This is a genomic window from Exiguobacterium sp. SL-9 (genome assembly GCF_004336985.1).
In the GTDB taxonomy this organism is placed as follows: Bacteria; Bacillota; Bacilli; order Exiguobacteriales; family Exiguobacteriaceae; genus Exiguobacterium.
On the sequence record NZ_SJUO01000002.1, the window covers coordinates 525670 to 551140 of the forward strand.

General features: G+C 51.9%; 31 protein-coding genes. 10 read left to right on the forward strand and 21 right to left on the reverse strand.

Features of this window, described 5'->3' with window-relative positions; translation table 11 throughout:
- Positions 1 to 11 precede the first annotated feature (11 nt).
- The 8 genes from ftsX to cspD form a co-directional block, all read right to left on the reverse strand.
- Positions 12 to 914, reverse strand: coding sequence for a permease-like cell division protein FtsX (gene ftsX / locus EVJ34_RS07110; protein ID WP_131485082.1), 903 nt, complete (start codon positions 912 to 914; stop codon positions 12 to 14).
- Complete coding sequence (gene ftsE / locus EVJ34_RS07115; protein ID WP_131485083.1) at positions 904 to 1590, reverse strand: cell division ATP-binding protein FtsE; 687 nt, start codon at positions 1588 to 1590, stop codon at positions 904 to 906. The genes ftsX and ftsE overlap by 11 nt, the downstream gene beginning before the upstream one ends.
- A 382-nt stretch (positions 1591 to 1972) precedes the next feature.
- Positions 1973 to 2305: a cytochrome c551 gene (gene cccB, locus EVJ34_RS07120; RefSeq protein WP_131438016.1), complete on the reverse strand. Its 333-nt coding sequence runs from the start codon at positions 2303 to 2305 to the stop codon at positions 1973 to 1975.
- A gap of 107 nt (positions 2306 to 2412) precedes the next feature.
- Entirely contained in the window at positions 2413 to 3270 is an 858-nt protein-coding gene (locus EVJ34_RS07125) for a YitT family protein (RefSeq protein ID WP_131438015.1), read from the reverse strand.
- A 61-nt stretch (positions 3271 to 3331) separates the two neighbouring features.
- Positions 3332 to 4432, reverse strand: a complete 1101-nt coding sequence (prfB, locus tag EVJ34_RS07130) for a peptide chain release factor 2 (protein WP_131485084.1) — start codon at positions 4430 to 4432, stop codon at positions 3332 to 3334.
- Positions 4433 to 4486: 54 nt separating this feature from the next.
- A complete protein-coding gene (gene secA / locus EVJ34_RS07135) occupies positions 4487 to 7009 on the reverse strand; it encodes a preprotein translocase subunit SecA (RefSeq protein ID WP_131485085.1) in 2523 nt (840 codons plus the stop codon).
- Positions 7010 to 7150: 141 nt separating this feature from the next.
- The gene (hpf, locus tag EVJ34_RS07140) at positions 7151 to 7711 is read right to left on the reverse strand and encodes a ribosome hibernation-promoting factor, HPF/YfiA family (RefSeq protein WP_021065412.1); all 561 of its coding nucleotides are present in this window, start codon (positions 7709 to 7711) and stop codon (positions 7151 to 7153) included.
- A 315-nt stretch (positions 7712 to 8026) separates the two neighbouring features.
- Positions 8027 to 8224: a cold-shock protein CspD gene (gene cspD, locus EVJ34_RS07145; RefSeq protein WP_021065411.1), complete on the reverse strand. Its 198-nt coding sequence runs from the start codon at positions 8222 to 8224 to the stop codon at positions 8027 to 8029.
- 272 nt (positions 8225 to 8496) lie between these two features.
- On the opposite strand from cspD, the gene EVJ34_RS07150 reads away from it, so the two are divergent.
- The 8 genes from EVJ34_RS07150 (at position 8497) to EVJ34_RS07185 (ending at position 14152) form a co-directional block, all read left to right on the forward strand.
- Entirely contained in the window at positions 8497 to 8991 is a 495-nt protein-coding gene (locus EVJ34_RS07150) for a competence protein ComK (protein ID WP_131438009.1), read from the forward strand.
- Positions 8992 to 9081: 90 nt separating this feature from the next.
- Positions 9082 to 10746, forward strand: a complete 1665-nt coding sequence (locus EVJ34_RS07155; protein ID WP_236636662.1) for a hypothetical protein — start codon at positions 9082 to 9084, stop codon at positions 10744 to 10746.
- Positions 10747 to 10755: 9 nt separating this feature from the next.
- Positions 10756 to 11046 carry an EscU/YscU/HrcU family type III secretion system export apparatus switch protein gene (locus EVJ34_RS07160; RefSeq protein ID WP_029595031.1) on the forward strand — a complete coding sequence of 97 codons (291 nt, stop codon included), beginning with the start codon at positions 10756 to 10758 and terminating at the stop codon, positions 11044 to 11046.
- Positions 11043 to 11423, forward strand: coding sequence for a flagellar export chaperone FliS (locus EVJ34_RS07165; RefSeq protein ID WP_131438005.1), 381 nt, complete (start codon positions 11043 to 11045; stop codon positions 11421 to 11423). Before EVJ34_RS07160 ends, EVJ34_RS07165 begins: the two co-directional genes overlap by 4 nt.
- Positions 11407 to 12231 carry a flagellin N-terminal helical domain-containing protein gene (locus tag EVJ34_RS07170; RefSeq protein WP_131438004.1) on the forward strand — a complete coding sequence of 275 codons (825 nt, stop codon included), beginning with the start codon at positions 11407 to 11409 and terminating at the stop codon, positions 12229 to 12231. Before EVJ34_RS07165 ends, EVJ34_RS07170 begins: the two co-directional genes overlap by 17 nt.
- Positions 12232 to 12252: 21 nt before the next feature.
- Complete coding sequence (locus EVJ34_RS07175; protein WP_131438002.1) at positions 12253 to 12696, forward strand: YaaR family protein; 444 nt, start codon at positions 12253 to 12255, stop codon at positions 12694 to 12696.
- Positions 12697 to 12705: 9 nt separating this feature from the next.
- Entirely contained in the window at positions 12706 to 13371 is a 666-nt protein-coding gene (locus EVJ34_RS07180; RefSeq protein WP_131485087.1) for a DUF2225 domain-containing protein, read from the forward strand.
- A gap of 280 nt (positions 13372 to 13651) precedes the next feature.
- Positions 13652 to 14152, forward strand: a complete 501-nt coding sequence (locus EVJ34_RS07185; protein WP_131485088.1) for a DUF1572 family protein — start codon at positions 13652 to 13654, stop codon at positions 14150 to 14152.
- A gap of 31 nt (positions 14153 to 14183) precedes the next feature.
- Here the strand turns inward: EVJ34_RS07185 and EVJ34_RS07190 are convergent, their stop codons facing one another.
- Both EVJ34_RS07190 and EVJ34_RS07195 read right to left on the reverse strand, forming a co-directional pair.
- Positions 14184 to 14813: a DUF4352 domain-containing protein gene (locus EVJ34_RS07190; protein ID WP_131485089.1), complete on the reverse strand. Its 630-nt coding sequence runs from the start codon at positions 14811 to 14813 to the stop codon at positions 14184 to 14186.
- A 148-nt stretch (positions 14814 to 14961) separates the two neighbouring features.
- A complete protein-coding gene (locus EVJ34_RS07195) occupies positions 14962 to 15147 on the reverse strand; it encodes a hypothetical protein (RefSeq protein WP_131485090.1) in 186 nt (61 codons plus the stop codon).
- A 160-nt stretch (positions 15148 to 15307) separates the two neighbouring features.
- Between EVJ34_RS07195 and EVJ34_RS07200 the strand changes: the two genes are divergently transcribed.
- Positions 15308 to 15685, forward strand: a complete 378-nt coding sequence (locus EVJ34_RS07200) for a DUF3021 family protein (RefSeq protein WP_131485091.1) — start codon at positions 15308 to 15310, stop codon at positions 15683 to 15685.
- 35 nt (positions 15686 to 15720) lie between these two features.
- Here EVJ34_RS07200 and EVJ34_RS07205 read toward each other — a convergent pair whose 3' ends face one another.
- The 4 genes from EVJ34_RS07205 to EVJ34_RS07220 are packed head-to-tail and all read right to left on the reverse strand — an operon-like array spanning position 15721 to position 18502.
- Positions 15721 to 16074, reverse strand: coding sequence for a flagellar protein FliT (locus EVJ34_RS07205; protein ID WP_131485092.1), 354 nt, complete (start codon positions 16072 to 16074; stop codon positions 15721 to 15723).
- A complete protein-coding gene (gene fliS / locus EVJ34_RS07210) occupies positions 16071 to 16445 on the reverse strand; it encodes a flagellar export chaperone FliS (RefSeq protein WP_034803946.1) in 375 nt (124 codons plus the stop codon). Before fliS ends, EVJ34_RS07205 begins: the two co-directional genes overlap by 4 nt.
- Positions 16446 to 16459: 14 nt before the next feature.
- On the reverse strand, positions 16460 to 18133 hold the full coding sequence (fliD, locus tag EVJ34_RS07215) for a flagellar filament capping protein FliD (RefSeq protein ID WP_131485093.1): 1674 nt from the start codon (positions 18131 to 18133) through the stop codon (positions 16460 to 16462).
- Positions 18134 to 18145: 12 nt separating this feature from the next.
- Positions 18146 to 18502: a flagellar protein FlaG gene (locus tag EVJ34_RS07220; RefSeq protein ID WP_131485094.1), complete on the reverse strand. Its 357-nt coding sequence runs from the start codon at positions 18500 to 18502 to the stop codon at positions 18146 to 18148.
- A 240-nt stretch (positions 18503 to 18742) separates the two neighbouring features.
- On the opposite strand from EVJ34_RS07220, the gene EVJ34_RS15700 reads away from it, so the two are divergent.
- Positions 18743 to 18913 (forward strand): hypothetical protein, encoded by a 171-nt coding sequence (locus tag EVJ34_RS15700; protein WP_161568888.1) that lies wholly within the window; start codon positions 18743 to 18745, stop codon positions 18911 to 18913.
- Positions 18914 to 18995: 82 nt separating this feature from the next.
- On the opposite strand, the gene hag (EVJ34_RS07225) is transcribed toward EVJ34_RS15700, so the two are convergent.
- From hag (EVJ34_RS07225) to EVJ34_RS07255, 7 genes are all read right to left on the reverse strand, one after another.
- A complete protein-coding gene (gene hag, locus EVJ34_RS07225) occupies positions 18996 to 19886 on the reverse strand; it encodes a flagellin Hag (RefSeq protein ID WP_131485095.1) in 891 nt (296 codons plus the stop codon).
- Positions 19887 to 19954: 68 nt separating this feature from the next.
- Positions 19955 to 20797, reverse strand: a complete 843-nt coding sequence (hag, locus tag EVJ34_RS07230; protein ID WP_131438732.1) for a flagellin Hag — start codon at positions 20795 to 20797, stop codon at positions 19955 to 19957.
- 68 nt (positions 20798 to 20865) lie between these two features.
- Positions 20866 to 21756: a flagellin Hag gene (gene hag, locus EVJ34_RS07235; protein WP_131485096.1), complete on the reverse strand. Its 891-nt coding sequence runs from the start codon at positions 21754 to 21756 to the stop codon at positions 20866 to 20868.
- Between the two features lie 68 nt (positions 21757 to 21824).
- Positions 21825 to 22634 carry a flagellin N-terminal helical domain-containing protein gene (locus EVJ34_RS07240; protein WP_131485097.1) on the reverse strand — a complete coding sequence of 270 codons (810 nt, stop codon included), beginning with the start codon at positions 22632 to 22634 and terminating at the stop codon, positions 21825 to 21827.
- A gap of 232 nt (positions 22635 to 22866) precedes the next feature.
- Entirely contained in the window at positions 22867 to 24159 is a 1293-nt protein-coding gene (locus EVJ34_RS07245) for a methyl-accepting chemotaxis protein (RefSeq protein ID WP_131485098.1), read from the reverse strand.
- A 123-nt stretch (positions 24160 to 24282) separates the two neighbouring features.
- Positions 24283 to 24606 carry a hypothetical protein gene (locus EVJ34_RS07250; RefSeq protein WP_201739929.1) on the reverse strand — a complete coding sequence of 108 codons (324 nt, stop codon included), beginning with the start codon at positions 24604 to 24606 and terminating at the stop codon, positions 24283 to 24285.
- Between the two features lie 10 nt (positions 24607 to 24616).
- Positions 24617 to 25444: a GNAT family N-acetyltransferase gene (locus EVJ34_RS07255; protein ID WP_131485100.1), complete on the reverse strand. Its 828-nt coding sequence runs from the start codon at positions 25442 to 25444 to the stop codon at positions 24617 to 24619.
- Positions 25445 to 25471 lie beyond the last annotated feature (27 nt).

The following is a 25471-nucleotide window of genomic DNA, read 5'->3' on the forward strand; positions in this document are numbered from 1 at the left end:
TTTAAATTAGATTAAACTTTCAAGAACCGACCGAGTGATGTCGTCGAGCCCCAAATCCCGATGAAAGCACCGAGCGCCAAGAGGACGAGCGACACTTGTGTCGTCAGTACCGATGGATCAATCAATTTAAATATATCACTATTCAGTTGATCTAGCGATGGTTGTAAAGCACTATATGCGACGTCATAACCGAAGTAGATGACGGCGATCGGGATGAGCGCGCCGAGCACACCGAGGAGAAGCCCTTCGATGAAGAACGGCCAGCGGATGAAGCTGTTTTTCGCTCCGACGAGACGCATGATTTCAATCTCACGACGGCGTGAGAAGATCGTCATCTTGATCGTGTTCGAGATGAGGAACATCGCCATGAGGGTGAGACCGACGATCAACACGAGTCCACCGATGCGAATCCCGTTGAAGAAGGCGAACATTTTGTCAATATAGTCCTGTCCATATGTGACCTTATCGACGTTAGCGAGCGATTGCACCGCATCCGCGACCGTCTCTGTATTGAGCGGGTCTGATGCCTTGACGATATAGCGGTCGTGGAGCGGGTTGTCCTTCTCGACCGTTCCGTACGCATTCGCATCTTCCCCAAGTTGATTACGGAAGTTTTCAAGTTCATCTTCTTTCGAGCTGAACGTGACCGACGCGACGCCAGGAATTTGCTCTAAATTCTCGCCGAGCTTTTCAACGTTCCCTTCCTCCGCGGTCCGGGTGACGAACACTTGGATTTCGACGTCGTTCTCGACGTTCTCTGAGATCTCGTTGACGTTGAACATGACGAGGGCGAATACCCCGACGAGTAACAAGGTGATGGTGACGGCACTGACAGCCGCGAACGTCATCCACCCGTTGCGAAGTGTTCCCTTGAACCCTTCGCGCAGATGACGGATTCCACTTTTAAATATCATAGCCATATGCTCCTTTCTCTTCATCGCGTACGACTTTCCCGTTCTCGATCGCGATGACGCGATGGCGGATCTTGTCGACGATATCACGGTTGTGGGTCGCCATGACGATGGTCGCCCCGCGACGGTGAATCTCTTCAAACACTTCCATGATGCCCCAAGCCGTGTCCGGATCTAAGTTACCGGTCGGCTCGTCGGCGATGATGAGCTTCGGCTTATTGACGATGGCCCGAGCAATCGATACACGCTGTTGCTCCCCACCCGATAGTTCGTCCGGATAGTTGCGCGCCTTGTGCTTCAGGCCGACGAGGTTCAATACGTCCATGACCTGTTTACGCATCGTGTTCGTATCGGCTTGGACGACCTCGAGTGCGAATGCGACGTTCTCATATACCGTCAGTGACGGCAACAATTTATAATCTTGGAAGATGACGCCGAGTTGACGGCGCAGTTTTGGGACGTGGCGGTTTTTCAGTTTGCCGACGTCGATTCCATCAATTAAGAGCTGCCCGCTCGACGGCTTCTCCTCCCGATAAATCATTTTCATGAACGTCGATTTCCCGGCGCCGGATGGTCCGACGACATATAGAAATTCGCCGTCTTGAATCTGCAAATCGAGGTCGTCGACTGCGACGACGCCGTTTGGATATACTTTGCTGACTTTTTGCATCGAAATCATAACGTATTCCCTACCCTTTTTATATATTTTTCATGCATCTATGACAAATTCTGAATTGGCTTCGTTGAATTGATTCGTTAAGTGAATATTTTCACCTAGCCTCTGTTCTACACGATAATCAGGTAACCTGTCAAGGGACCCTGTCCCGGTCACCCCGTCCAAAAAATCGGTCAGGCGTTAGTTCAAGCGCTACAATTATAACAATCGAACTTTTAAATAACCATTACAGGATTGTTTCAGTTGGATTGAGTTCGGTGGGAAATTGTCGAAATGAAGATGGGCTTCACGAGATCGACACACACGGTGAAACGCACATTCAAAAAGGCACCCGCATCCGCGAGTGCCTCCATTCAACCCACAAGTCACCTCGTGGTTTCGATTTTTATTTCTTCTCAGCGAGCCAAGCCGCGACCGCTGTTATTTCTTCGTCCTTCTCGATTACGTTCGCAGGCATGGCGCCTTGTCCGTTTCGAATGACGTTCTCAATCTCTTCTGCCGAAAGGCGGGCACCGACGTCTTCAAGTGCCGGACCGCTCATCCCTTCTAAGTTCGCGCCGTGGCACGCCGCACAGTTTTGTGCGTACACTGCTTCCGCGTCGACCGACGCCGTGTTCGCGCCGTCCCCGTTGCTCGTCGTCTCTTCTTCATCGCCACCGCCACACGCACCGAGCGTGAGCATGGCGCCGAGTCCAATTGCCATCATCCATTTCTTCATAATAGGGTTCCCCTCCTAAGTTGTAGAAATAACCTACTTTTACCATTATAGCCGTTATGAACCTCTTTCTAACCTAACTCATCAAAAATACACAAAGATTCCACAACTCACGGGACGTTGATGTAACGTTTGTCCGAGGTGAAGCCTTGTCCCATCACCTCGTGCGCCTCACTGAAGATGAGAAACGCTTCCGGGTCGATGCGGCGAATAATCTCTTTCAGACGGCTCACTTCGTTCTGGCGGACGACGACGAGGAGCATCGGGCGCTCAAGACGCGAGTACGCCCCGATCGCTTGAATCTCGGTCGCGCCTCGGTCGAGCTCATCGAAGACGGCGCGCGTGATGACGTCCCGCTTCTCCGAGATGACGTAGGCCATTTTGTCCTGCGTGAAGCCAAGCTGGACGAAGTCGATCATCTTAATCGTAATGAAGAGCGCGATGAGCGCGTATAGCCCCGTCGTGAACGAGAACGTGACGGCGGCGACGAGGACGACCGCACCGTCGAGGATGGCGATACAGAGGTAGAGCGGGATATGGGTGAACTTATGTAGAATCTGGGCCAACAGATCCATCCCTCCGGTCGAGGCCCGGCCCCGGAAGATGAGACCGAGACCGATCCCGACGCCGGCCCCGCCGAAGATGGCCGCGAGCAACGTGTCATTGACGGCCGCACCCGCGTCAATCGCTTCATAGAATAAGATCACGCCTGGCAAGAAAATCGATCCGACGAGCGACTTGACGCCGAAACCGAGTCCGAGGATCATCCAGCCGACGAGGAGGAGCAACACGTTCGATACGAGCTGAAACGCACCTGGCGAGATGTTGAACAGCTCATACGTGATGATCGAGATCCCGCTCACGCCACCTGAGGCGAGGTTGTTCGGCAATAGGAACAAACTGAACGCCGAGGCGACGAACACGGACCCGGTGAGTAAATAAATGTAGTCTTTGACGATTTGCTTCATTAAAGGTTTTCTCCTCTACATACAACGTGGCCCAAAGACGTCAGTCCTTGAGCCACTTGCATCACATATTTGTCTTGCGAAGGTACGCGTCGATGAAGCCCATGATGTCCCCATCCATGACGCCGCCTGTGTTCCCGACTTCATAGCTCGTCCGGTGGTCTTTGACCATCGCGTACGGGTGGAAGACGTACGAGCGGATCTGGCTACCCCAGCCGATATCCGTCTTCTCACCGCGGATCTCATCGAGCTTGCGTTGCTGCTCGTCGAGTTCGCGTTGATACAGTTTCGCTTTAAGCATCTTCATCGCTGCTTCGCGGTTCTTGATTTGCGAACGCTCAGCCTGACATGAGACGACGACACCCGTCGGCACGTGTGTGATCCGGACGGCCGAGTCGGTCGTGTTGATGTGCTGACCGCCGGCGCCTGACGCGCGGTACGTGTCGATGCGGAGGTCTTCAGTCTTCACTTCGATTTCGATGTCGTCATTGAACTCCGGCATGACGTCGCACGAGACGAACGATGTATGACGACGGCCCGACGAGTCGAACGGCGAGATGCGGACCAAACGGTGAATCCCTTTCTCCGCCTTCAAATAACCATAGGCGTTATGACCGACGATGCGGAGCGTGACCGATTTGACACCGGCCTCTTCGCCCGCAAGGTAATCGACCGTCTCGACTTTCCAGCCCTGCTTGTCAGCAAAACGTTGATACATGCGTAGCAACATCGACGCCCAGTCTTGTGACTCGGTACCGCCCGCCCCCGGGTGCAACTCGAGGATGGCGTTGTTGGCATCGTACGGTCCGTTCAAGAGGATCTCGAGTTCGAACGCGTCGAAGTCGGCCTTGAGCGCTGTCACCATCTCTGAGAGGTCGTCCTGCATCTCGGCATCCGGCTCTTCTTTGATGAGTTCAAGCGTGACGTCGCCGTCCTCATGGCCATCCGCAAGCTGTTGATACTTGTCGACCATCGCTTTAAGCGCGTTCGACTCGTCGATGACTTTTTGCGCCTTCTCTTGGCTGTCCCAGAAGTCCGGGTACGTCATCTCGTTCTCGAGTTCGGCGATGCGGGCCTGCTTCTCTGTCAGGTTGAGCGATTGGCGATAATTCTCGAGGCGTTTCGCCATCGCCTCGAGTTCGTTGCGAATATCTGAAATTTCCATAGTGTAGGTCACCTTTCCGTAGGAAAGAGGCGAGCGGACTCGCCTCTTTCAAAATTAAGCCTGTTGTTTGCCGTGGCAGTTTTTGAACTTCTTGCCTGAACCACACCAGCACGGGTCATTACGCCCGAGCCGTTGGTCTTCAGAGCGACGGACCGGTTTTTTCTTCACCGGCGTGTCGTCCTTGCCAGACACCGCCACTTCCTCCTCGACGACTTTCTCGCGTCGGAGGTTGTCGCCGACTTCGGCACGGAGCACGAAGCCGGTCACTTCTTCGGAGATGGCCGCGTTCATTGCATCGAACATGTTGATCCCTTCCGCCTGATACTCACGAAGCGGGTCGTTCTGTCCGTACGCGCGCAAATGAATCCCTTGACGGAGTTGGTCCATATGATCGATGTGCGCCATCCAGTGCGAATCGACGGCACGGAGGACGATAATCTTCTCGAACTCGTTGAAGCGTTCCGGCGGCGCGAGTTGGCGTTTCGCCTCATACTGCGCGTTCGTGCGTTCAGCGAGGAGCTCGATAATCTCTTCGCGCTCTTTGCCGAAGAAGTCTTTACCTTCGATCGGATGCTCGAGGGCGAGCGTCTGGTTGGCCCAGTGCGCGAGCTCATCGATGTTCCACTCTTCCGGTACGAGCTCGAGCGGCGTGTATTGCGCGACGCCCGTCTCGACCGTCTCTTGAATCATCGAACGGACGATGTCCGTGACCGACTCGTTCTCGAGAATGCTCGCCCGGTCTTTATACATGACTTTCCGTTGGTCGGCCATGACGTTATCGTACCCGAGAAGCTGTTTCCGGGCGTCGTAGTTGTTCCCTTCGACACGTTTCTGGGCCGACTCGACCGCTTTCGAGACCATACGGCTCTCGATCGGTTGCGTGTCGTCCATGCCGAGACGCTCCATCATGTTTTGGAGGCTATCCGTCCCGAAGCGGCGCATGAGCTCATCTTCGAGTGACAAGTAGAACTGGGATTTACCCGGGTCTCCTTGTCGTCCGGCCCGTCCACGGAGCTGGTTGTCGATCCGGCGCGACTCGTGGCGCTCGGTCCCGACGATGTATAATCCGCCGAGCTCGATGACACCTTCGCCGAGCTTAATGTCGGTACCGCGTCCGGCCATGTTCGTCGCAATCGTGACCGAGCCTTTTTGGCCCGCGTTCTCGACGATTTCAGCCTCACGGGCGTGGTTCTTCGCGTTCAACACTTCGTGTTTGATTTTCTTCTTCGAGAGGAGCTTGCTCAAATACTCCGACGTCTCGACGGCGACCGTCCCGACAAGGACCGGTTGTCCCGTCGCGTGGGCTGCCATGATCTCGTCGACAACGGCTTTGAACTTGCCTTCCATCGATTTGAAGATGAGGTCCGAACGGTCTTCCCGAAGGATCGGTTTGTTCGTCGGGATCGTCACGACCTGCATGTTGTAGATGTTACGGAACTCTTCTTCCTCTGTCTTCGCCGTCCCGGTCATCCCGGCCAGCTTCTCATACATACGGAAGTAGTTCTGATACGTGATCGTCGCGAGCGTCATCGATTCGCGTTGAATCTCGACGCCTTCTTTCGCTTCAATCGCCTGGTGCAACCCTTCCGAGTAGCGGCGTCCGTCCATGACCCGACCGGTGAACTGGTCGATGATCATAACTTGGCCGTCGCGGACCATATAGTCGACGTCATGATGCATGACGGCGTTGGCACGTAGGGCGAGCCCGACGTGGTGGTTGACCGAGACGTGCTCGATCGCGAACAAGTTGTCGATGCCGAAGAACTTCTCGGCGAGGTCGACCCCGTTGTCCGTCAAGAGGACCGATTTCGTCTTCACGTCGACCGTATAGTCATCCTCAATCTTGAGCGTCCGTACGAAGGCATCGGCCCGCGTGTAGAGCTCTGTCGATTTTTGAGCCGATCCCGAGATGATGAGCGGGGTCCGCGCTTCATCGACGAGGATCGAGTCGACTTCATCGACAATCGTGAAGTAGAGCTCGCGTTGGACACGATCTTCTTTATAAAGGACCATGTTGTCACGCAAGTAGTCGAAACCAAGCTCGTTGTTCGTCGAGTACGTGATGTCACAGTTGTATGCCGCCTGCTTCTCGACGCGGTCCATGTTCGACACGTTGAGGCCGACCGAAAGTCCGAGCGCGAAGTAGAGTGGTTCCATGAGTTCTTTGTCACGGCGGGCCAAGTATTCGTTGACCGTCACGACGTGAACGCCGCGGCCCGTGAGCGCGTTCAAATATACTGGGAGGGTCGCGACGAGCGTCTTCCCTTCCCCGGTCTTCATCTCGGCGATGTCACCGTTATGGAGCACGTAGCCCCCGATGAGCTGGACGCGATAGTGGCGCATGCCGAGCACGCGCTCGGACGCCTCACGACAGACCGCGAACGCTTCTGGCAAGATATCGTCAAGCGTCTCGCCTTTGTCTAGGCGCTCACGGAACTCGACCGACTTCGCCTGAAGTGCTTCGTCAGACAATGCCTTGATTGGTTCGGCGAACGACTCGACGAGGTCGGCCGCTTTTTCTGCTTTTTTCAATACTCGTTTCTGTGGAGCAAATAAATCTTTCAAAAAGTTCGCCATACGCTTTATCTCCTCTGCATTCACTGAAAAATGCATGTTTTTTCCCTAATGTACAGTTTAACCGAAGTGACCTTCGCTTTCAAGGAAAGGCAAAAGGAAACGGCCTTCCGAATCGGAAGGCCGTGTGGTTTCAAGGTTGAATTATTCTGGTTCGATCAAGCCGTATTTGCCATCTTTACGACGGTAGACGACGTTCGTGTTGCCCGTCTCTGCGTCTGAGAAGACGAAGAAGCTGTGACCGAGCATGTCCATCTGAAGAATCGCTTCTTCCGTGTCCATCGGTTTGAGCGTGAAACGCTTCGTCCGAACGAGTTCGAGTTCTGCCTCGTCCTCATCATAGACGACCACGTCCTCGGGACCTTCGAGTGATTTGAAGTACTCGCCGATACCGCCATCTTTCGCACGCGATTTACGGTTGAGTTTCGTTTTGTGTTTACGGATTTGACGCTCCAATTTGTCGACAACGAGGTCGATTGCCGCGTACATATCGAGGTTTGTTTCCTCAGCACGGAGCAACAAGTTCGGCATCGGGATCGTCACTTCCACTTTTTGTTTCTCATTATAAACTTTCAAGTTGACGTAAGCCGTCTGTGCATCCGTAGGAGTTGTGAAATACCGAGTCAATTTGTCCAACTTTTTCTCGACATAGTCTTGAATAGCTGGTGTGACTTCAATGTTTTCGCCGCGAATGTTATAAATCATCTGAACTCCTCCTTAAAATAACCGCTTGACCCAATGATTCGTCAGACTGGACCGAATCTCCTGCTTCATTTCTTAAAAAGAAAGTGGAACCAGGTGGCTCATTTATAGTATACCCCGAATCCAAATCATTTGAAAACGTTATCATCAGAAAATAATGACAATTTTGTTCCGACAGGTCCGTCTTCTAGATGAATCGGTAGTATAGAAACAAACTACCCGTTCTGCCCGTTCTTAAACGCAATTTTGATCGGAATGTTCATTATGTGAGAAAAATAAAAAAGTCGGCCCCGTTAGGAGCCGACTCGTAGTTCGAAATTATAATTTTGTTACGTTAGCCGCTTGTGGGCCACGCTCGCCATCAACGATTTCAAACTCAACTTCTTGACCTTCGTCAAGTGATTTGTAGCCGTCAGTTTGGATTGCTGAGAAGTGTACGAACACGTCTTTGCCGCCTTCTACTTCGATGAATCCAAAACCTTTTTCTGAGTTAAACCATTTTACTTTACCTACCATGTGTAAATCCATTCCTTTCACCATTGAAGAATACAGAGGCTTTCCCTCTATCGGTAATCTTACCACCTTATTGGAAGCGTGACAAACACTTTCTCATTTTTTTGTAAACGAATTCCCGTTTGGCTTACATTGGAATTCTATTTCCCTACTTTTCATATCGACTTATTGAATTTACATTTTTTGTGATATATCATATTAAAGATGATTTAGGCACTTGTTCCATGCTTATGGCCAAGCCTGAAAATCTAATACGAAAAGGACGGTGCAGCCCTATGCGCCCCTACCATTCCGAAGAGAAATACCGCATCACGAAACGGACGGTTGCGATCCTACCCTGTTTTGATACGTTGATGCAATCGCGAATCGTTCTTGAGGACGGCTCCGAGATTATGACGCCGCTCCGCCCCTATCAACTCTTGCAGCTTTCATGCCGCCAGTACAGCAGTTCGATCGAAGAACGCATCTTCGTCGCCAAACGCGTCGCCGGTGTCAAAGGCAAAGTGCCCGTCGTCATCGAACCGACGTCCGGACTCGTCTTCTTCCCGACGAAATCTCCGAAGCGCCCCGACTGCGAATGGTACGCCTGGTCTCACATTCGTGACATCTCGAGTGATCCGCTGGAGTCAAACGGCTTAGTCGTCACCCAAAACGGCCACCGGATTCAAACGAACGCGACCGCCTATGTCCTTCGCAATCAGCTGAAAGCGACGGGTGAACTCGTCGCCCGGTTCCAACAATTGAACCAGAGCGCCTTGCTCGAATCCTGACCCTTCCGTCGTGTTGACGGGAGGTTTTTTTCTGTCGGTTTCGCTTCACTTTTTGAAAAAGAGGTCGATATATTGGTCGAGGTGACAACTATGCAAATCCAAGCCCCCTTGACCGCGGCCGTCGCGGTCACAGCCGGCATTCAGACGAACCGGGTCTATAAGGCCGAACTCGTCAAACAGACCGGACCCGACTCCGGCATCGTCAAAATCAACGGCGAGCACGTCGAGGTCACGTTCGAGGGCGGGCTCCCGAAGACGAACCCGTTCCAACTGACGCTCGCTGAACAAGACGGAAAGCTCATCGGAACGATCGTCGTCAAACCTGAGCCAGAGACGCCGGACATGCCGAGCGGCCAACCGGTAAAACTCGATACGAAAATCCAAGTCTTGCTCGCGTCGCTCCCACCCGAGGTCCGGAGCGCCGTCAGCCGTTTGCTCCAATCCGGACGCCTGCCGATGAACGAGGACACGGTCCGGCTGCTCGAGACCGTCTTCAAAGGCGACATGCGCGACGCGGTCCTTTGGCTGAAGACGATCGAGGCACCGACGCTCCCGCGTGACGTCGCCCGCGACATCGCCGTCGCGTCATTAGATGAAGCGAGACAACTGATGACTCGTCCGGCGCCCGACGCCCCGTATCCGCAAAAAGAACGCTTCATCGAGCACGTCAACTTGTCACGTCCCGTCAGCGAGCGCATGACGCCGACACCGGAGACAGTCGATCGGCTCATCAATGAGTTGCCAGAGCCGCGCCCGACGCGAATCGAACCACGCGAGTCGTTACCGCCTGTCCTCGGACGACCAGTGCTCGTCAAGGAAGTGACGACGCATCTCGCGAACGTGACGAACACGTTCCGAAACGAGCAAGTGACGGTGACGAAACAGCTCGGCCAAGTCGCCGCCCTCGTCGAGACGAATCCGCATCAAGCAAGACCCGCTCTCGAGACGGTATCGACCCGGCTGACGCAACTCATCCAAAAGACGGACGCCCTATTACATACGAGCGCGACTCAAGAGAAGGTGCTCGTCGCGATGACGGCGAAGCTCGACGTCGCCCTCGGGCTGCTGTCGACGAAACCGGCCGAGAGTGCCGCGCTCATCAAAGAAGTGCGCGCCAGCTTGAACGAGTTCCGCTACGTGCCGAACCACGTCCGACTTGAATATATACCGCATCAGGCGACGCGCGCCGGGGAACTATCGCGTGTCACGCCGTTCAAGGTCGACCCGAACCTATCGGGTCGCGTCATCCAAGAGACGGCCCAACGTGTCCAGGCGTCGACGTTGTCATTGAAACCCGACGCGGCGACACCCGAAGCGCAACGACTCGCCTCGTTCTTCCAAGTCCAACAGACATTGAACCGGCTCGACGGCGGGCAGCTCCAACAGCTCATCCTCGCCTTACCGGCAAAAGTCCAAGAAATCGACACCGGCATCCACGTCCATATCCAAAACCGTGAGGCCGGGGACGTCGTCGACTGGGAGAACAGCGTGCTCTATATCCGGCTCGAGACACCACGGCTCGGCGAAATTGGCGTCAAGCTCGAGGCGATCGACCGGAATCTCCGGCTCACGCTTGAACATGATGACCCGGTCGTCGAGACGCTCGCCAAACCGCTTCTCGGCAAGATCGAGACGACGCTCGAGGCGATTGGCTACCGGAGCGTGACGACCCAGTTCCGTCCACTGACGAAGACGGACAAACCAGAAATCGAGCGTCCGACGCTCGAGACGACCGGTTATGATTTCCGCATCTAGGAGGCTGTTATGTATCAACGTATGGATTTGACGAAACGCAAGACGGCCGCTGTCGTCCGCTATGACGAGACGATCGACCGGGCGCCGGTCATCGTCGCCCGCGGGACGGGCGCCGTCGCCGATAAGATTTTAGACGAGGCGAGATCACGCGGCGTCGCCATTGAGCATGACCACTCGCTCCTTGGCCACCTGCTCGACCTCGACCTCGGGGACGCAATCCCCCCTCAACTGTATGACGTCATGGCCGAAGTGCTATTACTGATCGAAGAACTCGACACTATCAAAGGAGATCCATCATGAACCCGAACCGACTATACGAAATGAGCCCGCAAGAACTGACCCAAGCGATGCTCCACGCACTCGTCTATCATTACGAGCAAGCCCGGACGGCAACGATCGCCGAACGCAACCGTCACTTGCGTCAAGCGCGCGAACTGCTCGCGAAGCTCCACCAAGGACTTCACGACGGTGGCGGCATCATCTCGGCTCAACTCGACGAGCTTTACCTCTATATGGCGAAATCAAGCCTCGAGGCGTTGATTGAACAAGATATGGACAAAATCGAGGAGCTCCATGGCCTCGCGACCGAGCTCGACAAGACGTGGGGCGAAGCGATTGAGAACGCTCGTCTGAAACCCGTACCTGCAGGAGGAAACCGTTATGAAAATTACCAATAACGTGCAAGCACTGAAAGCCTACTCGTCGCTCACGGTCAATCAGGCGACGATGAAGAAGACAATGGACCGCCTCTCGAGCGGTATCCGCATCAACAAGGCGTCCGATGACGCCGCCGGACTCGCCATCTCCGAGAAGATGCGCATCCGGCTCGACTCACTGTCGATGGCCGAACGAAATACGCTCGACGGCATCTCGCTCACGCAGACACTCGAAGGCGGCATGAATGAGACACATTCACTCCTGCAACGGATGCGCGAGCTGTCGGTTCAAGCGTCTAACGGGACGTTGAGTGGTGATGACGCCAAAGCGATTCAAGACGAAATCACGGCGCTAACCGATGAAGTGACGCGGATCGCCGAGACGACCGAGTTCAACTCGAAGAAAATCATGAACGGCGACTTTATAGCCGGCAGTGAGACACTCTTCTTCCAACTCGGGGCCGGTAGCGGTGAAGGTGTCGTCTTGAACGTTGACGATATGCGCGCCGGCGCGCTCGGGATCGACGGGCTTGACGTGACGACGCAAGGTGGCGCCAATGACGCCATCGCCAAGTTTGACGCCGCCATCCAAAAAGTGTCGCTCGAACGCTCGAAGCTCGGTGCCATCCAAAACCGATTGGAAGCGAATGTGAGCGTCGTGACGATCGGTTCTGAGAACTTGACGGCGTCCGAGTCACGTATCCGCGACGCCGACATGGCGCGCGAGATGATGGACTTTGCCCGCCTCAACATCTTGAACCAGTCCGGCATGGCGATGATTGCCCAATCGAACGCATTGCCGCAAGGCGTGCTACAATTATTGAACTAACTTAAGGAAGGACGGATCCCTATGGACATTCGTCGCATCATGGAAACGCAGTCGCTTCACGGCACGGGGAAGGCGAAACGCCCTGACGCCGAGGCAGGCGTCTCGTTCCAAAACGTCATCGGTCAAAAGCGTGAGGACCGCGAGCATGAGCGCTTCCAACGCCAAATCGCGGCCATCCACGAAAAAGGCGAACTCCTCGCCGAGAGCCAGACCGTCGAGTCGCTCGCCGAATATAAGCAGCTCATTAAAGACTTTATGAAAGACGCCGTCGACGCGGCGCTCCGCCTTGAAGATAAACGCGGCTTCAACCGCCGCGGTCGCGCTAAGATTTATAAGATTGTCGAACAGGTCGACCAAAAGCTGCTCGCACTGACGGACCAGGTCATCTCGGGTGAGGCGTCACGCTTGTCGCTCCTCGACCAAGTCGGTGAGATTCGCGGCCTGCTCGTCAACGTATACGTGTGAGGTGAATTCATGGCAGAACATATCTTTTCAAAAAAAGTGAAATGTCCGTATTGTTTGAAACAGAGCGAGACGCCACGCGTCCTGTCGCGCCACATCCGGCCGCAGGAAGTCGCGAAGGACGGATATACGACGTATGATGGCGCTAACCCGTACTTTTATGAGCCGACGGTCTGCGCCCACTGTCACCTCGTTTTCCACGACTCGTTCGATAAGGTGCGGAAGACGCATCGCGAGGCGCTCGAGACGGAGTACTTCGACCGGGTCAATGCCGATGTGCTCACCGGCGACCGGTCGGCCGAACACGTCATCCGTCTCTATAAGTTCGCCGTCGTGACGGCCCAATTGAGCGGACAGAAGCCATCCGTCGTCGCCATGCTCGGCATGCGACTCGTCTGGATGTACCGTTTGACGGGGAATGAGGCGTCCGAGAAAGAATGGATGAAGCGGACGCTCGACAAGTACAACGAGGTGCAGGAGGTGTACACGGACCAGGTCCGGACCGGTCTTCCTTACGACCAGCTCATGCTCCGGATCGCTGACTTGTCTGCCGCGCTCGGTCTGTACGAGGATGCGCGGCGTTGGTACGGCATCCTGCTCGGCAGTAAGGAAGTGTCGGAGCGGATTCGCACCCAGGCCCGGTCACATTGGGAAGATTTTCGGACGGAACACGCTTAAAAGGGAGAGCCGCGGCTCTCCCTTTTCGTATACAAAAAACCGCGCTCATCCACTCACGGACAAACGCGGTCGGTTCTCTTAACGGATGAACCCCCAAACCGAAAGGAGATATACGCGACATGACTCGCATCAAAACCTAAACAGGGCACCCAAGAACCGACCACGCGGTGGCGTCTTGCACGGTTCATTCTCATTATAATCCGGTTTTCGCTATTTTACTATTATTTTTATCGCGTCGAGATTAGGGTATTCTAGTGATGAATCCAAAGGAGGTCATTCCATGTTTGAAGCCCGCTATATCGAAACAGTACGCTCGATTTTCCAAGAACAGAAACAGCTCGCCGAGGACGCGTTGAACCAAGTGAACGACGAGGACATGCATCGCGTGCTCGCGAAAGACACGCTCTCACTTGCGGTCATTGTGCAGCACATCTCGAACAATATGAAGTCCCGCTGGACCGACTTTTTGACGACAGACGGCGAGAAGCCGGACCGGAACCGCGACGCCGAGTTCGAGGACCAACAACAGTCTCGCGCCGAATTGATGGCGACGTGGGACGAACGTTGGCAACTGTTGGACGACGTACTCTCGAGCCTCACACCGGAAGACCTCGGGAAGTCCGTCTTCATCCGCGGCGAAGAGAAGACCGTCATCTGGGCGATCGAGAAGCAGGTGTCGCACTATAGCTATCACGTCGGGCAGATCGTCTATCTCGCGAAAGTATTCGCCGGCGAGAACTGGAACGTGTTGACGATTCCGTTGCCGCATCAACGACAATAAGAGAACGCGCATCGCGAAGATGCGCGTTCTCTTATTTGGTGACGTCGATCGTATATTCGTAGCGGGATTCCCCGATCGACTCATAGTTCGCGTCCGACGGTCCGTCGAAGACGACTTTCACGTCCGCTAAGTCTTCTGGCATCGCTTTGACGAAGAAGAGCACGTTCCCTTCCTTCTTCACTTTCCCGAGGAACTCACCGCCGACATCATCCGAGAACCACAAGTCAGCCGACACTTGTTCGCCCGTGTTCGTCACGAGTGTCGCTTGGTTCGGGTGGAAACTGATGGTGTCGTCAATCGTGTTTTCGACGATGACATTCATCGCGACGACTGTCACTTCTTCTTGTCCGTCAAACGAATCTCGGTACGCCTCGTTGACAGTGAGTCGGGATGTCTGCACTTTATCGATGGCAAAGTTAATGGAGCCAATCGTCTCTTTAATGTCGAGCGCCTTATTCTTCATGAAGATTTTGTTTGAACCAAGTTCACTCTCCTGTACTTCTGCTTCTTCTGTTGTGTCTGTTGCCGTTTCTTCCGTCGTCTCTGTTTCGACGACTTCCTCCGTATCATTTGCCGTCGTCTTCAGTTCATCGGCCTCCCCGCATCCTACAAGAAGTGTTAAAGGTAAAGCGAGGATTAATCCATATCGTTTCATGTTCATCTTAGTTCTCTCCTTTTCCGTGTGAGTGGTGGTTGATAAGATGAGCATACTGGATTGTCTACCCTGACCGGTGTAAGAAAACGTATAGGGTCACCACCCTGAATAAATAAAAGTCAAGGTCCGTGATTGGACCTTGACTTCACATGTTTTATCCTCTTGATTTGAGCTCTTCTTCTTCATACGGATCGGGACCGTCTTCGATTGGCGCATCGTCTTCGATGTACGCTTCAAGTTTCGGGTCACGTTCCACATACTCATCGTACGCCCCTTCTGGACCGTAGATGAAGTAACGACGATCTTTCGATGACTTAGGCTTTACCTTTTTCTCACTCATCTCGTTTCCCTCCCCTTTCCAGAACAGAAGCAACGGTTACAGTGGTATTTACCCGATTTTATACGAAAACAGGCGTCTTTGCATCCTTACATCCCTATTGAAACTTTTTCCAAATCAAATCGTATACAAAGGCAACAGATGAATGAGGGGGACGAGATAGATGAGTTTATTGAAAACAGGATTGGTTCGTGGCGTGAAGTGGTCCATGTTATTTGGGTTGCTTGCGATGTATCAATGGTGGAGCGGAAATATGGAAGGTGTACATAATATGCTCGTTTATGGTGGGATGGCATTCTTCCTCGGTTTGACGAGTATCATCTATGATGTGAGACAGTGGTCGTTCCCGAAACAGATTTTGATTCATTGGGTCACGATGCATGTGACAATTCTTCCGCTCGTCATATTGAGCGGTTTTCTTCCGGTGACGTCACTTCAAGATGCCCTGTCAGTTTACTTAAAGTTTAATGTGAGTGGACTGATCCTGTTCAGCTCATCCTATGTAATACAAAAGGTACGACGGCAAGCTAAAACTTTATGAACGACAACAGCTCGAAGGCGCGCCTTCGAGCTGTTTTATGTCTGTTGATCGAACAATCCTGAAAAGTTCGAGTCGACATCTTCATATGGATCGACGTAAGACTTGACCGTCTTCCGTTCTTGACGTGCCGTCCCGAGCGTCATGCCGAGCCGTTGATGCTCGGCCTCGATTAAGCGGGCAATCTGTTGGCTGTCGTCGACGAGCTGACGAATTACCGTCTGGTCAGCGTCCTTCAAGTCCGGACCGTGCGCCGCGAGCAATTGCTCACGGTCGTCAAGCAGATCATGGATTTGGTCCATCCATGTGTCATACGTCGGCTCTTCCGGCACTTGCGCCAACAGGTCTTTTAATCGCTGTGTTTTAAAGATAATCTCATCGATAGGTCTCATGCTTGCTTCGCGAGTTTCATCGCTTCCTTCCACGTGTCGCGGAGCTCGGTCGTGAAGTCGAGTACTTCGTCGAGGATGGTCGTATCGTTTTGGATGTTCGCATCGACGAGACGACGCCACATGTACTCATAGAGCGAATCTAAATTCGCCGAGATAGCAACGTCTTTATTTAACGTCAAGCGCATTTCTTGAAAGATGGCTTGTGTCTTTTGGATGTTCTTATTCTTCAAATCTGGATTCCCTTGCTCGATGGCGAGTTTGGCAAGGCGCATGAACTTGAGCGCCCCGTCATACAGCATGAGCGTGAGTTCCTGTGGATTCGCGGTCGTGACCGCATTGTTTTGATATGCTGCATATGGGTTGGCTACCATTTAAATTCCTCCTCTTACATGCCTCCGCCTAAGAACTGTTGCAGTGAGGCGGCTTGTGAGTTCGCCTGGTTCATTGCCGTTTCCATCGCTGCAAAGCGACGGTAGTAGGCGTTTTCTTTATCTACTAACAAGTCATTCAATCGCTTGATTCGTGTGTCGATATTTGTCATCTCACGACCCATTGAGTACGTCGGAGCACCGGCTCCCTCAGCTCCAGCAATTCGAGTGATTGATGACCTTGAGTTGGTCGCTGCATCACGAATTTGTGGAATCAATCCACTCTCTGGGTTTGTGAACAATTGATAAACTTGGTCCGGGTCTTTTTCAATGGCTGCTTTAAGTTTTTCTTCGTTCAGCACAATTTTCCCACCGTTGGTAAAGTCTGCCCCCGTCGAAAGACCAATTTGGAATAATTGTTTCATCTCGTCGTCATTCGTACTCGATGTCGCACTTGACCACTTACCGCGCATCGTGTCCATCGCACTACGAACAATCGTATCACCACGAAGCATTCCACTCATCGCTTTTTCTTCCCACTTTTTAATTTCATCGTCAGAAAGTTCGTCACGTTGTGCTTGTGTAAGTGGTGCAAACGAGCGAAAGCGCTCTTCTCGGACCTTTTTATTCATAAGATCAATCGTCTCGTTATATTTATCGACAAAACCTTTGATGTTATCGAAAACTTTTTGGGTGTCGGTAGCAGCAGAGAGTGTTACCGCGCCAGACGCAAACTCTGATTTTAACGTGACTGTCATATTATCAATCGTGACCGTGTTCGAGCTCTGCGTCATCGGAATGCCATTCACTGTAAAACTAGCATCCGTTCCTGATTTCGGAAGATCGGCGGGAGCGATTCCAAAAGCAGCCTTCGTCATTGCATCAAATTCTATGATTGCATTTTCACCGGTCTGTTTTTGAGTGATTGATAGTTTACCGGAAATCGGTTCGAAAAATGCAGAAACACCTGATTCTTTTCCGTTCAATGCAGTAACTAGGTTCTCCATTGTGGCGTCTTCCGTTACCTTGATTGTCTGAAAGTCTCCGCCTTCAACGGAACGAATTTGAATCTGGTACCCAGATGTGTAGCTAGCCTTAAAGCCAGCCGGCACGTCCGAACCGTCATTCATCGTTACTTTCCCAGTTGCTCCATCATAAGTATAACTTGATGGATCAATAGGAGTGTTTGTTGCATCTTTTAAAGCAACTGTTGCTCCCGCTCTTGGTTTTGGAGAAAGTGTCCATTCTTTTGTTGCCGTCGATAGCGTTATTTCTTGAGTGGTGGATTGTAAGTTCATATCCGCGACTTTTGTTGTCTTCGTCACCGCAACTCCATTTTTATCTTTCGGCTCAACGACTTGAGTAGCAGCCGTTGCCAGTTGACTTACGGATTCAATGCGAATTGCCGTGTTCCCACTGGATGGCCCCGCTACGACCGAGACACGTGATTCATCGGATGAGCTAGATGTTTTTGCATAGAAGTTTCGACTAAACATAAGATCGACAGCACTATTTCTAAGTGTCATAAGCGAGCGGTTAATCTCGCGATAAGCATCACGCTTCCATTCAGTCGTTTGTTTTTTTTGTTCAAGTTTATCGACTGGCATACGCTCTGCCTGCATCAATTGTTTGATGATTGAATCGGTATCAATTCCACTGGCAAGTCCGCCAAATCGGATTGGTGTCGTCATGATGTGCCCCCTTTATACACGCTCATCGAAGAGTTGGTTGAATTCCATGAATGCGGCGAAAAAGTCGAGCGACTTCTTGCTTGGAATTTCACGAATAACTTCGTTGTTCGTATCAACGATTTGAATATAATAATCATTCAACTTTTCATGTTTCATAAATTTCAAACCGGTACGTTGTTGCTCTAATACTAGATTTGCTTTTTCGACTGCCGTCTCTAACTTGGTCACGTGTTGAGGCGTCGGGAGAATGACAATCCCTTCGTCAGCGAGTGCTTTTTGATTCGCTTCAACGAACACGTTTTTCGTTTGTTCATACGGCAAGACAGAAGAAGGTAAGTGAAGCCGTACTTCAGAAATGATCGGATTCATAAGCTTCTGCTCCTCATTTTCATTGTTCTCACATACTATATCGGTTTACCTCACTTCATTTTTCAGTTTTAATCACTGTTTAAACCTTATGTTTTAGTCAAACTCACTTTTCAAATTCCTAAACCTGAAATCATACCTATCCCTGGCCTTTTTCTACAATGGTATTCTGACTATCAAGAATGAAATCGGGCATTAATAATATGGGATAGTAATTTAGTAGATCATTAAGGAGGGTCAATGATGGAGTGGGATGAATTGACTGCGTTTGAGAAAAGTTTATTGTTAGGAATACTACTAGGAGATGGGACCATTACACGAACAAATACAAAAAGCGCCCCGAAGAATGGACTACAGTACCGCGAACATTTTTCAGTCAAACAAAAGGAAGATAGAGTCACCTATGCATATTAAAAAATGTCCGTCCCTCAAAAATGAGAGGCGGACATTTTCATAGCCTGGTTCTAATGAATATTGGTTAAGAAAAAAGTAATTCTTAACGAAGAAGTTGAAGAACTGCTTGCGGCTGTTGGTTCGATTGGGCCATCATCGCCTGTGCCGCTTGGTTCAAGATGTTGTTCTTCGTGAAGTTCATCATCTCTTTCGCCATGTCGACGTCACGGATGCGTGATTCTGCGGCTTGAAGGTTCTCAGCCGACGTGCTCAAGTTGTTGATTGTGTGCTCGAGACGGTTTTGGTTTGCACCGAGCAATGAACGTTCTGACGATACTCTTTCAATAGCAGTATTGATTGCTGTGATAGCAGTGTTAGCTGTTGCTTGCGTATTGACTGCGATTCCAGCTACTGTGACTGCTGCCGTTCCTCCTGTAGCTGCTGCACCACCTGCACCAGAAACACCTAATGTTTGTGCATCCATAGCTCCAATTTTAAGTGTAAGTGATTGTCCTGTGTTAGCGCCAATGTGGAACGTTAAATCTGCAGCGTTAGTAACACCAGAACCAGTACTTGCAGAACCATCAAGTAATTTTTTCGTGTTAAATTCTGTGTTGTTAGCAATACGCGTGATTTCTTTTGCTAACTCGTCTACCTCTTTTTGGATTTCGCCACGATCTGTATTCGTGTTCGTGTCATTCGACGATTGAACCGCAAGCTCACGCATGCGTTGGAGGATCGAGTGCGTCTCGTTCAAGGCGCCCTCTGCCGTCTGGATCAACGAGATGCCGTCCTGCGCGTTCTTCGCTCCCATGTCGAGACCACGGATTTGGCCGCGCATCTTCTCAGAGATGGCGAGGCCGGCCGCGTCGTCGCCGGCACGGTTGATGCGAAGACCTGAAGACAATTTCTCCATCGCTTTGCCCGTCTGTGCCGTGTTGAACGACATGTTGCGGTGCGCGTTCATCGAGTTAAGGTTGTGGTTGATAATCATGTTAAGTTCCCTCCATAGGTATGATTTGGCCAAGTCCTTTTGGCCATCTTAGTTTATTGGCTTACTGCTTAACGAAGAAGTTGGAGCACAGCCTGTGGCTGTTGGTTCGATTGGGCCATCATCGCCTGTGCCGCTTGGTTCAAGATGTTGTTCTTCGTGAAGTTCATCATCTCTTTCGCCATGTCGACGTCACGGATGCGTGACTCGGCAGCCTGGAGGTTCTCGGCTGACGTGCTCAAGTTGTTGATCGTGTGCTCGAGACGGTTTTGTGTGGCACCCAATTTCGAACGTTCTCCCGAGACAGTTTCGATTGCTGTATTGATTGTACCAATTGCTGTGTTTGCTAATGCTTGTGTAGAAACGTCAATCCCAACAGTCGTGGCTTCAGTAGCACCAGTAGCTACCGCTAAAGTAGTAGCATCCATTGCACCAATTGTTAGTGTCAGGCTTTGGCTAGCATTTGCTCCAATGTGGAACACTTTACCGTCTGCATCTGATCCATCAAGCAATTTCTGAGTGTTAAATTCTGTATTTGCAGAAATACGTGTAATTTCTTTTGCGAGCTGTGTAACTTCTTTTTGAATTTCGCCACGATCTGTCGTCGTGTTCGTGTCATTCGAAGATTGAACCGCAAGCTCACGCATGCGTTGGAGGATTGAGTGCGTCTCGTTCAAGGCGCCTTCTGCCGTTTGAATCATTGAAATGCCATCTTGTGCATTTTTAGAGGCCATGTCGAGACCACGGATTTGGCCGCGCATCTTCTCAGAGATGGCGAGGCCGGCCGCGTCGTCGCCGGCACGGTTGATGCGAAGACCTGAAGACAATTTCTCCATCGCTTTGCCCGTCTGTGCCGTGTTGAACGACATGTTGCGGTGCGCGTTCATCGAGTTAAGGTTGTGGTTGATAATCATGTTAAGTTCCCTCCATAGGTATGATTTGGCCAAGTCCTTTTGGCCATCTTAGTTTATTGGCTTACTGCTTAACGAAGAAGTTGGAGCACAGCCTGTGGCTGTTGGTTCGATTGGGCCATCATCGCCTGTGCCGCTTGGTTCAAGATGTTGTTCTTCGTGAAGTTCATCATCTCTTTCGCCATGTCGACGTCACGGATGCGTGACTCGGCAGCCTGAAGGTTCTCGGCTGACGTGCTCAAGTTGTTGATCGTGTGCTCGAGACGGTTTTGGTTCGCCCCTAGTTTCGAACGTTCAGCTGATACCATTTCAATAGCATCATTTACAACTGTGATTGCAGCATTTGAACCATCCAGTAATCCACCAGTCGTAGTACCTACATCATCAACATTGGCAACTGCTAAATCAGTTAATTTGTCACCGGCGCCAGTGCCCAAAGTAGTACTGTCCATTTGAGAGATGCTTAGAACCAATGTTTGCCCTGCATTTGCTCCAATATGGAAGTTCAAATCAGCTGCTCCTGCAACACCTGAAGCTGCGTCCGCTTCACCATTTAAAAGTTTCTTTGTGTTGAACTCTGTGTCCGTTGAAATACGATCAATTTCTTCAATGAGTTGGTTGAACTCTTTTTGAAGCTCTTTACGATCAGTTAACGTGTTCGTATCATTCGAACCTTGAACTGAAAGTTCACGCATGCGTTGAAGGATCGAGTGCGTCTCGTTCAAGGCGCCCTCTGCCGTCTGGATCAACGAGATGCCGTCCTGCGCGTTCTTCGCTCCCATGTCGAGACCACGGATTTGGCCGCGCATCTTCTCAGAGATGGCGAGGCCGGCCGCGTCGTCGCCGGCACGGTTGATGCGAAGACCTGAAGACAATTTCTCCATCGCTTTGCCCGTCTGTGCCGTGTTGAACGACATGTTGCGGTGCGCGTTCATCGAGTTAAGGTTGTGGTTGATAATCATGTTAAGTTCCCTCCATAGGTATGATTTGGCCAAGTCCTTTTGGCCATCTTAGTTTATTGGCTTACTGCTTAACGAAGAAGTTGGAGCACAGCCTGTGGCTGTTGGTTCGATTGGGCCATCATCGCCTGTGCCGCTTGGTTCAAGATGTTGTTCTTCGTGAAGTTCATCATCTCTTTCGCCATGTCGACGTCACGGATGCGTGACTCGGCAGCCTGGAGGTTCTCGGCTGACGTGCTCAAGTTGTTGATCGTGTGCTCGAGACGGTTTTGTGTGGCACCCAATTTCGAACGTTCTCCCGAGACAGTTTCAATCGCTGTATTGATTGTAGTGATTGCTGTGTTTGCTCCTGCTTGAGTTGCAATAGTAACAGCACCAACTGCGAGACCTACAGAACCCATGTTAGCCACAGTTAAGTTCAAGTTCTGGTCTTGGTTTGCCCCAATATGGAAATTTCCGTTGAACGTTCCGTTCAATAATTTCTTAGTGTTAAATTCTGTATCTGTTGCAATTCGATCAATTTCTAGAATTAATTGTCCAACTTCTTTTTGCATTTCAGTACGATCAGTATTTGTGTTTGTATCGCTAGCAGATTGAACTGAAAGTTCACGCATACGTTGAAGGATTGAATGTGTCTCGTTCAATGCGCCTTCAGCAGTTTGAATTAATGAAATGCCATCTTGTGCATTTTTCGAAGACATATCAAGACCACGAATTTGCCCGCGCATTTTTTCAGAAATTGCGAGACCTGCTGCATCGTCACCAGCACGGTTGATGCGAAGACCTGAAGACAATTTCTCCATCGCTTTGCCAGTTTGTGCTGTGTTGAATGACATGTTGCGGTGTGCGTTCATCGAGTTAAGGTTGTGATTGATAATCATGTTAAGTTCCCTCCATAGGTTTGAGTTTTTTCCGCTCTTCCAAATCCATTTGTCCGAGCATACAAGGCTTAGGCCGGCCCTTGCCTTGCAAATGTTGGAACGTTTTATCGTTTCCATACTCTATATCGGAATCTACAGGTATCTGTTTAGTCATTATCCAAAAAAGTTACACATTCTGACTACTTCTCTTCAATTTGAATAGAAAAACGACCCATCACTGGGCCGCTCCTCCTTACACTTCCACCTTCACTTGTTCCGTCTCATTCTGCAAACTCTCGGCGACACGGACGAGCTCTGTCATCGCACCGTTCACTTCACCGAGACTCGCAGCTTGTTGGCTCGCGGCTGACGTGACTTCCGTCGCGTAGCGTGACGCCTCTTCGACCATACCGACGATTCCAGCCGAGTTCGTGACGACAGAGTCGATTTGGCCACGTGACTCATCCAAGAGCGCATCGACCGAATGGACGTGGCTGTACACTTCGTTCGCCGAGTTGTGAATCGACGCGAACGCGCCGCCCGCCTTCTCGACGAGACCGACGCCCGTCTCCACTTCCGCTTTCACGTTCGCCATCGATGACGACGTGTCGCCGACGAGACGTTTGACGTCGACAATCAAATCCGTGATCTCTTGCGTCGAGTTCGCCGTCTGTTCGGCGAGCTTCTTGACCTCGGCCGCGACGACCGCGAATCCACGTCCATGTTCACCGGCCCGAGCTGCTTCAATCGATGCGTTCAAGGCAAGCAAGTTCGTCTGCGCCGAGATATCACTGATGACGTCCGTGATGCGCGAGATTTCGCCTGTCATTTCTGTCAACTTGCTGTTGAGCGTCGACGACTGCTCGACCTTGCCGGCGATCGCATGCATCGCATCGACCGACGACGAGGCGAGGCCTTTGCCGCTCTCTGCCTCTTGTTGCATCTCACTCGCTGATTCGAGCGCCGAGCCCATCTCTTGACGAATGTTCTCCATCGTCCGAGCGACGGCACCGAGCAAATCCATCGAGCTGTATGTTGCGTTGACGTTATCCTCGAGCATCTTGTTCAAGGCGTCCATCGCTTGGCGAATGTTCTCACCGGCGATATTCCCTTCTTGAACCGCTGCCGCGATCTCTTGCGCCGAACCGGTGAGCTGGTCCGCCGTATAGCGCATGTTCGTCCCTTGTTCCCGCAGATGTCCGACCATGTTGTCCATCGACAGAAGCAGACGTCCCATCTCTGAACGGTCTGTCGTCGTCTCGCTCGCGAACACGACCGTCAAATCACCGTTCCCGACTTCGACCGCCTTATCTGACGCCGATTCGATCGCCTTGAGCGGGCGACGGGCGATCAAGTAGATGACAGCGCCACCTAAACCTGAGATGAGCAACGCCACAGCCGTCCCGACGAGCATGACCTGACCTTTCGCCATCTCGAGCTCCGTGAGCAGCAAGAGCGTGATCAAGCCGACCGCTCCGCCCGTAATAAAGGATGTGACCAAAATCCAAGCGAGCAGTTGGGTCGTAAAGTTTTTGAATAGCTTCACTATGAGTTCCTCCTCTGTGTAATTCATCACCTTCTATATCGTCCGATTGCCAGCTTTTGTATAGCGTTTTCAGTTGAAGTTTTGGTCAATGAAAAAACGCCCTCGTCTCCGAGAGCGTTCATATCAAAATCGATCGTCTTCTTTTGTCATGTGCACCTGTTCGCGCGGTGTCATGAGCGCGTCGATTGCGAGCGCGAGCGCGGCCGCCCAGTGCAACATCATGCCGAGGAACGGGATGAACCCGAGCACCGACGCCGTGATGCCGACGATCGGTCCGACCGAAATCCGCTTCAGCCGCGTGATCGACAAGACGAGCACCATGATGTGGAACACGAGCATAAACCCGAGCGGCGTGTAGCCCATACTGATGATGAACAGCCCACCGAGTGCCGGGATGCCGAGGAGCGCCTCAAAAGCGGCACCCATCCATTTCAAATTCCGAACCATCTGTTTCACCTCACAGTTCTAACAAATAAAACTCATAGCCGCCGTTTTCAGCGAACCCGGCCCGCTTGTAAATCTCGAGCGCGGCCTTGTTCTCCGTCTCGACGTCGAGCTCGAGTTTCGTCCGGCCCATGCGGAACAGTTGTTGGACCATCTGCTTCAACATCTTCGTACCGTAGCCCTTGCCTTGCTCGTCCGCCTTGACACCGAACGCGTGGATGCTGCCGGCATCTTCGCCTGACAGGAGCGCGCGGATGACGCCGACGGAACGGCCATCGACTTCACCGATATACGTCACACGGTCCGGCGTGTCGATCTGCTGGTAGATGTTCTCCGTCACGTCGAGCGGGTCCCCGAACGCTTCAGATAACGTCTCGATGATGAGCGGACGATCGGCATCGGTCGCCTCGCGGAGCGACACCTCGTCCGGCTTCAAGAACAACTCGGCTTTTTTGAGCACCAAATTGTATTCCGAGAACTGATACGCCGCACCGATGTGGTCGATGACCGCCTTGCCGTCCTTCGACTTGCGGTCGATGACGAACGTGAACGCCTCGCAGCCGTTCTCCTTCGCGTCACTTTTCGCCGCCTTAAAGAGAGTCGTGAAGACGCCTTGTTTCCGATAGTCCGGATGGACGAGCGCGTTCACCTCATACTCGTTCGGGAGGTATGGGAAAAGCACCATATAGCCGACGAGTGTATCGTTGTCATAGACGGCGTAGTCGTTCTGACCGATTGACACGTGTCCGAGTTTCACGTCAATCTTGTCAAAGTCATTGACCACCGCCTCGAGCGCTGCGACTTGGTCTGCCTGTTTCACTTCTTCTACTGTCCAATTCATGAAATCACCTCACATCATATTGTAGCA

What these genes read in the sequence shown, in the direction of transcription:
- ftsX (WP_131485082.1), bottom strand. Translation starts at nt 914, where the DNA reads ATGATATTTAAAAGTGGAATCCGTCATCTGCGCGAAGGGTTCAAGGGA.
- ftsE (WP_131485083.1), bottom strand. Translation starts at nt 1,590, where the DNA reads ATGATTTCGATGCAAAAAGTCAGCAAAGTATATCCAAACGGCGTCGTC.
- cccB (WP_131438016.1), bottom strand. Translation starts at nt 2,305, where the DNA reads ATGAAGAAATGGATGATGGCAATTGGACTCGGCGCCATGCTCACGCTC.
- EVJ34_RS07125 (WP_131438015.1), bottom strand. Translation starts at nt 3,270, where the DNA reads ATGAAGCAAATCGTCAAAGACTACATTTATTTACTCACCGGGTCCGTG.
- prfB (WP_131485084.1), bottom strand. Translation starts at nt 4,432, where the DNA reads ATGGAAATTTCAGATATTCGCAACGAACTCGAGGCGATGGCGAAACGC.
- secA (WP_131485085.1), bottom strand. Translation starts at nt 7,009, where the DNA reads ATGGCGAACTTTTTGAAAGATTTATTTGCTCCACAGAAACGAGTATTG.
- hpf (WP_021065412.1), bottom strand. Translation starts at nt 7,711, where the DNA reads ATGATTTATAACATTCGCGGCGAAAACATTGAAGTCACACCAGCTATT.
- cspD (WP_021065411.1), bottom strand. Translation starts at nt 8,224, where the DNA reads ATGGTAGGTAAAGTAAAATGGTTTAACTCAGAAAAAGGTTTTGGATTC.
- EVJ34_RS07150 (WP_131438009.1), top strand. Translation starts at nt 8,497, where the DNA reads ATGCGCCCCTACCATTCCGAAGAGAAATACCGCATCACGAAACGGACG.
- EVJ34_RS07155 (WP_236636662.1), top strand. Translation starts at nt 9,082, where the DNA reads ATGCAAATCCAAGCCCCCTTGACCGCGGCCGTCGCGGTCACAGCCGGC.
- EVJ34_RS07160 (WP_029595031.1), top strand. Translation starts at nt 10,756, where the DNA reads ATGTATCAACGTATGGATTTGACGAAACGCAAGACGGCCGCTGTCGTC.
- EVJ34_RS07165 (WP_131438005.1), top strand. Translation starts at nt 11,043, where the DNA reads ATGAACCCGAACCGACTATACGAAATGAGCCCGCAAGAACTGACCCAA.
- EVJ34_RS07170 (WP_131438004.1), top strand. Translation starts at nt 11,407, where the DNA reads ATGAAAATTACCAATAACGTGCAAGCACTGAAAGCCTACTCGTCGCTC.
- EVJ34_RS07175 (WP_131438002.1), top strand. Translation starts at nt 12,253, where the DNA reads ATGGACATTCGTCGCATCATGGAAACGCAGTCGCTTCACGGCACGGGG.
- EVJ34_RS07180 (WP_131485087.1), top strand. Translation starts at nt 12,706, where the DNA reads ATGGCAGAACATATCTTTTCAAAAAAAGTGAAATGTCCGTATTGTTTG.
- EVJ34_RS07185 (WP_131485088.1), top strand. Translation starts at nt 13,652, where the DNA reads ATGTTTGAAGCCCGCTATATCGAAACAGTACGCTCGATTTTCCAAGAA.
- EVJ34_RS07190 (WP_131485089.1), bottom strand. Translation starts at nt 14,813, where the DNA reads ATGAACATGAAACGATATGGATTAATCCTCGCTTTACCTTTAACACTT.
- EVJ34_RS07195 (WP_131485090.1), bottom strand. Translation starts at nt 15,147, where the DNA reads ATGAGTGAGAAAAAGGTAAAGCCTAAGTCATCGAAAGATCGTCGTTAC.
- EVJ34_RS07200 (WP_131485091.1), top strand. Translation starts at nt 15,308, where the DNA reads ATGAGTTTATTGAAAACAGGATTGGTTCGTGGCGTGAAGTGGTCCATG.
- EVJ34_RS07205 (WP_131485092.1), bottom strand. Translation starts at nt 16,074, where the DNA reads ATGAGACCTATCGATGAGATTATCTTTAAAACACAGCGATTAAAAGAC.
- fliS (WP_034803946.1), bottom strand. Translation starts at nt 16,445, where the DNA reads ATGGTAGCCAACCCATATGCAGCATATCAAAACAATGCGGTCACGACC.
- fliD (WP_131485093.1), bottom strand. Translation starts at nt 18,133, where the DNA reads ATGACGACACCAATCCGATTTGGCGGACTTGCCAGTGGAATTGATACC.
- EVJ34_RS07220 (WP_131485094.1), bottom strand. Translation starts at nt 18,502, where the DNA reads ATGAATCCGATCATTTCTGAAGTACGGCTTCACTTACCTTCTTCTGTC.
- EVJ34_RS15700 (WP_161568888.1), top strand. Translation starts at nt 18,743, where the DNA reads ATGGAGTGGGATGAATTGACTGCGTTTGAGAAAAGTTTATTGTTAGGA.
- hag (WP_131485095.1), bottom strand. Translation starts at nt 19,886, where the DNA reads ATGATTATCAACCACAACCTTAACTCGATGAACGCGCACCGCAACATG.
- hag (WP_131438732.1), bottom strand. Translation starts at nt 20,797, where the DNA reads ATGATTATCAACCACAACCTTAACTCGATGAACGCGCACCGCAACATG.
- hag (WP_131485096.1), bottom strand. Translation starts at nt 21,756, where the DNA reads ATGATTATCAACCACAACCTTAACTCGATGAACGCGCACCGCAACATG.
- EVJ34_RS07240 (WP_131485097.1), bottom strand. Translation starts at nt 22,634, where the DNA reads ATGATTATCAATCACAACCTTAACTCGATGAACGCACACCGCAACATG.
- EVJ34_RS07250 (WP_201739929.1), bottom strand. Translation starts at nt 24,606, where the DNA reads ATGGTTCGGAATTTGAAATGGATGGGTGCCGCTTTTGAGGCGCTCCTC.
- EVJ34_RS07255 (WP_131485100.1), bottom strand. Translation starts at nt 25,444, where the DNA reads ATGAATTGGACAGTAGAAGAAGTGAAACAGGCAGACCAAGTCGCAGCG.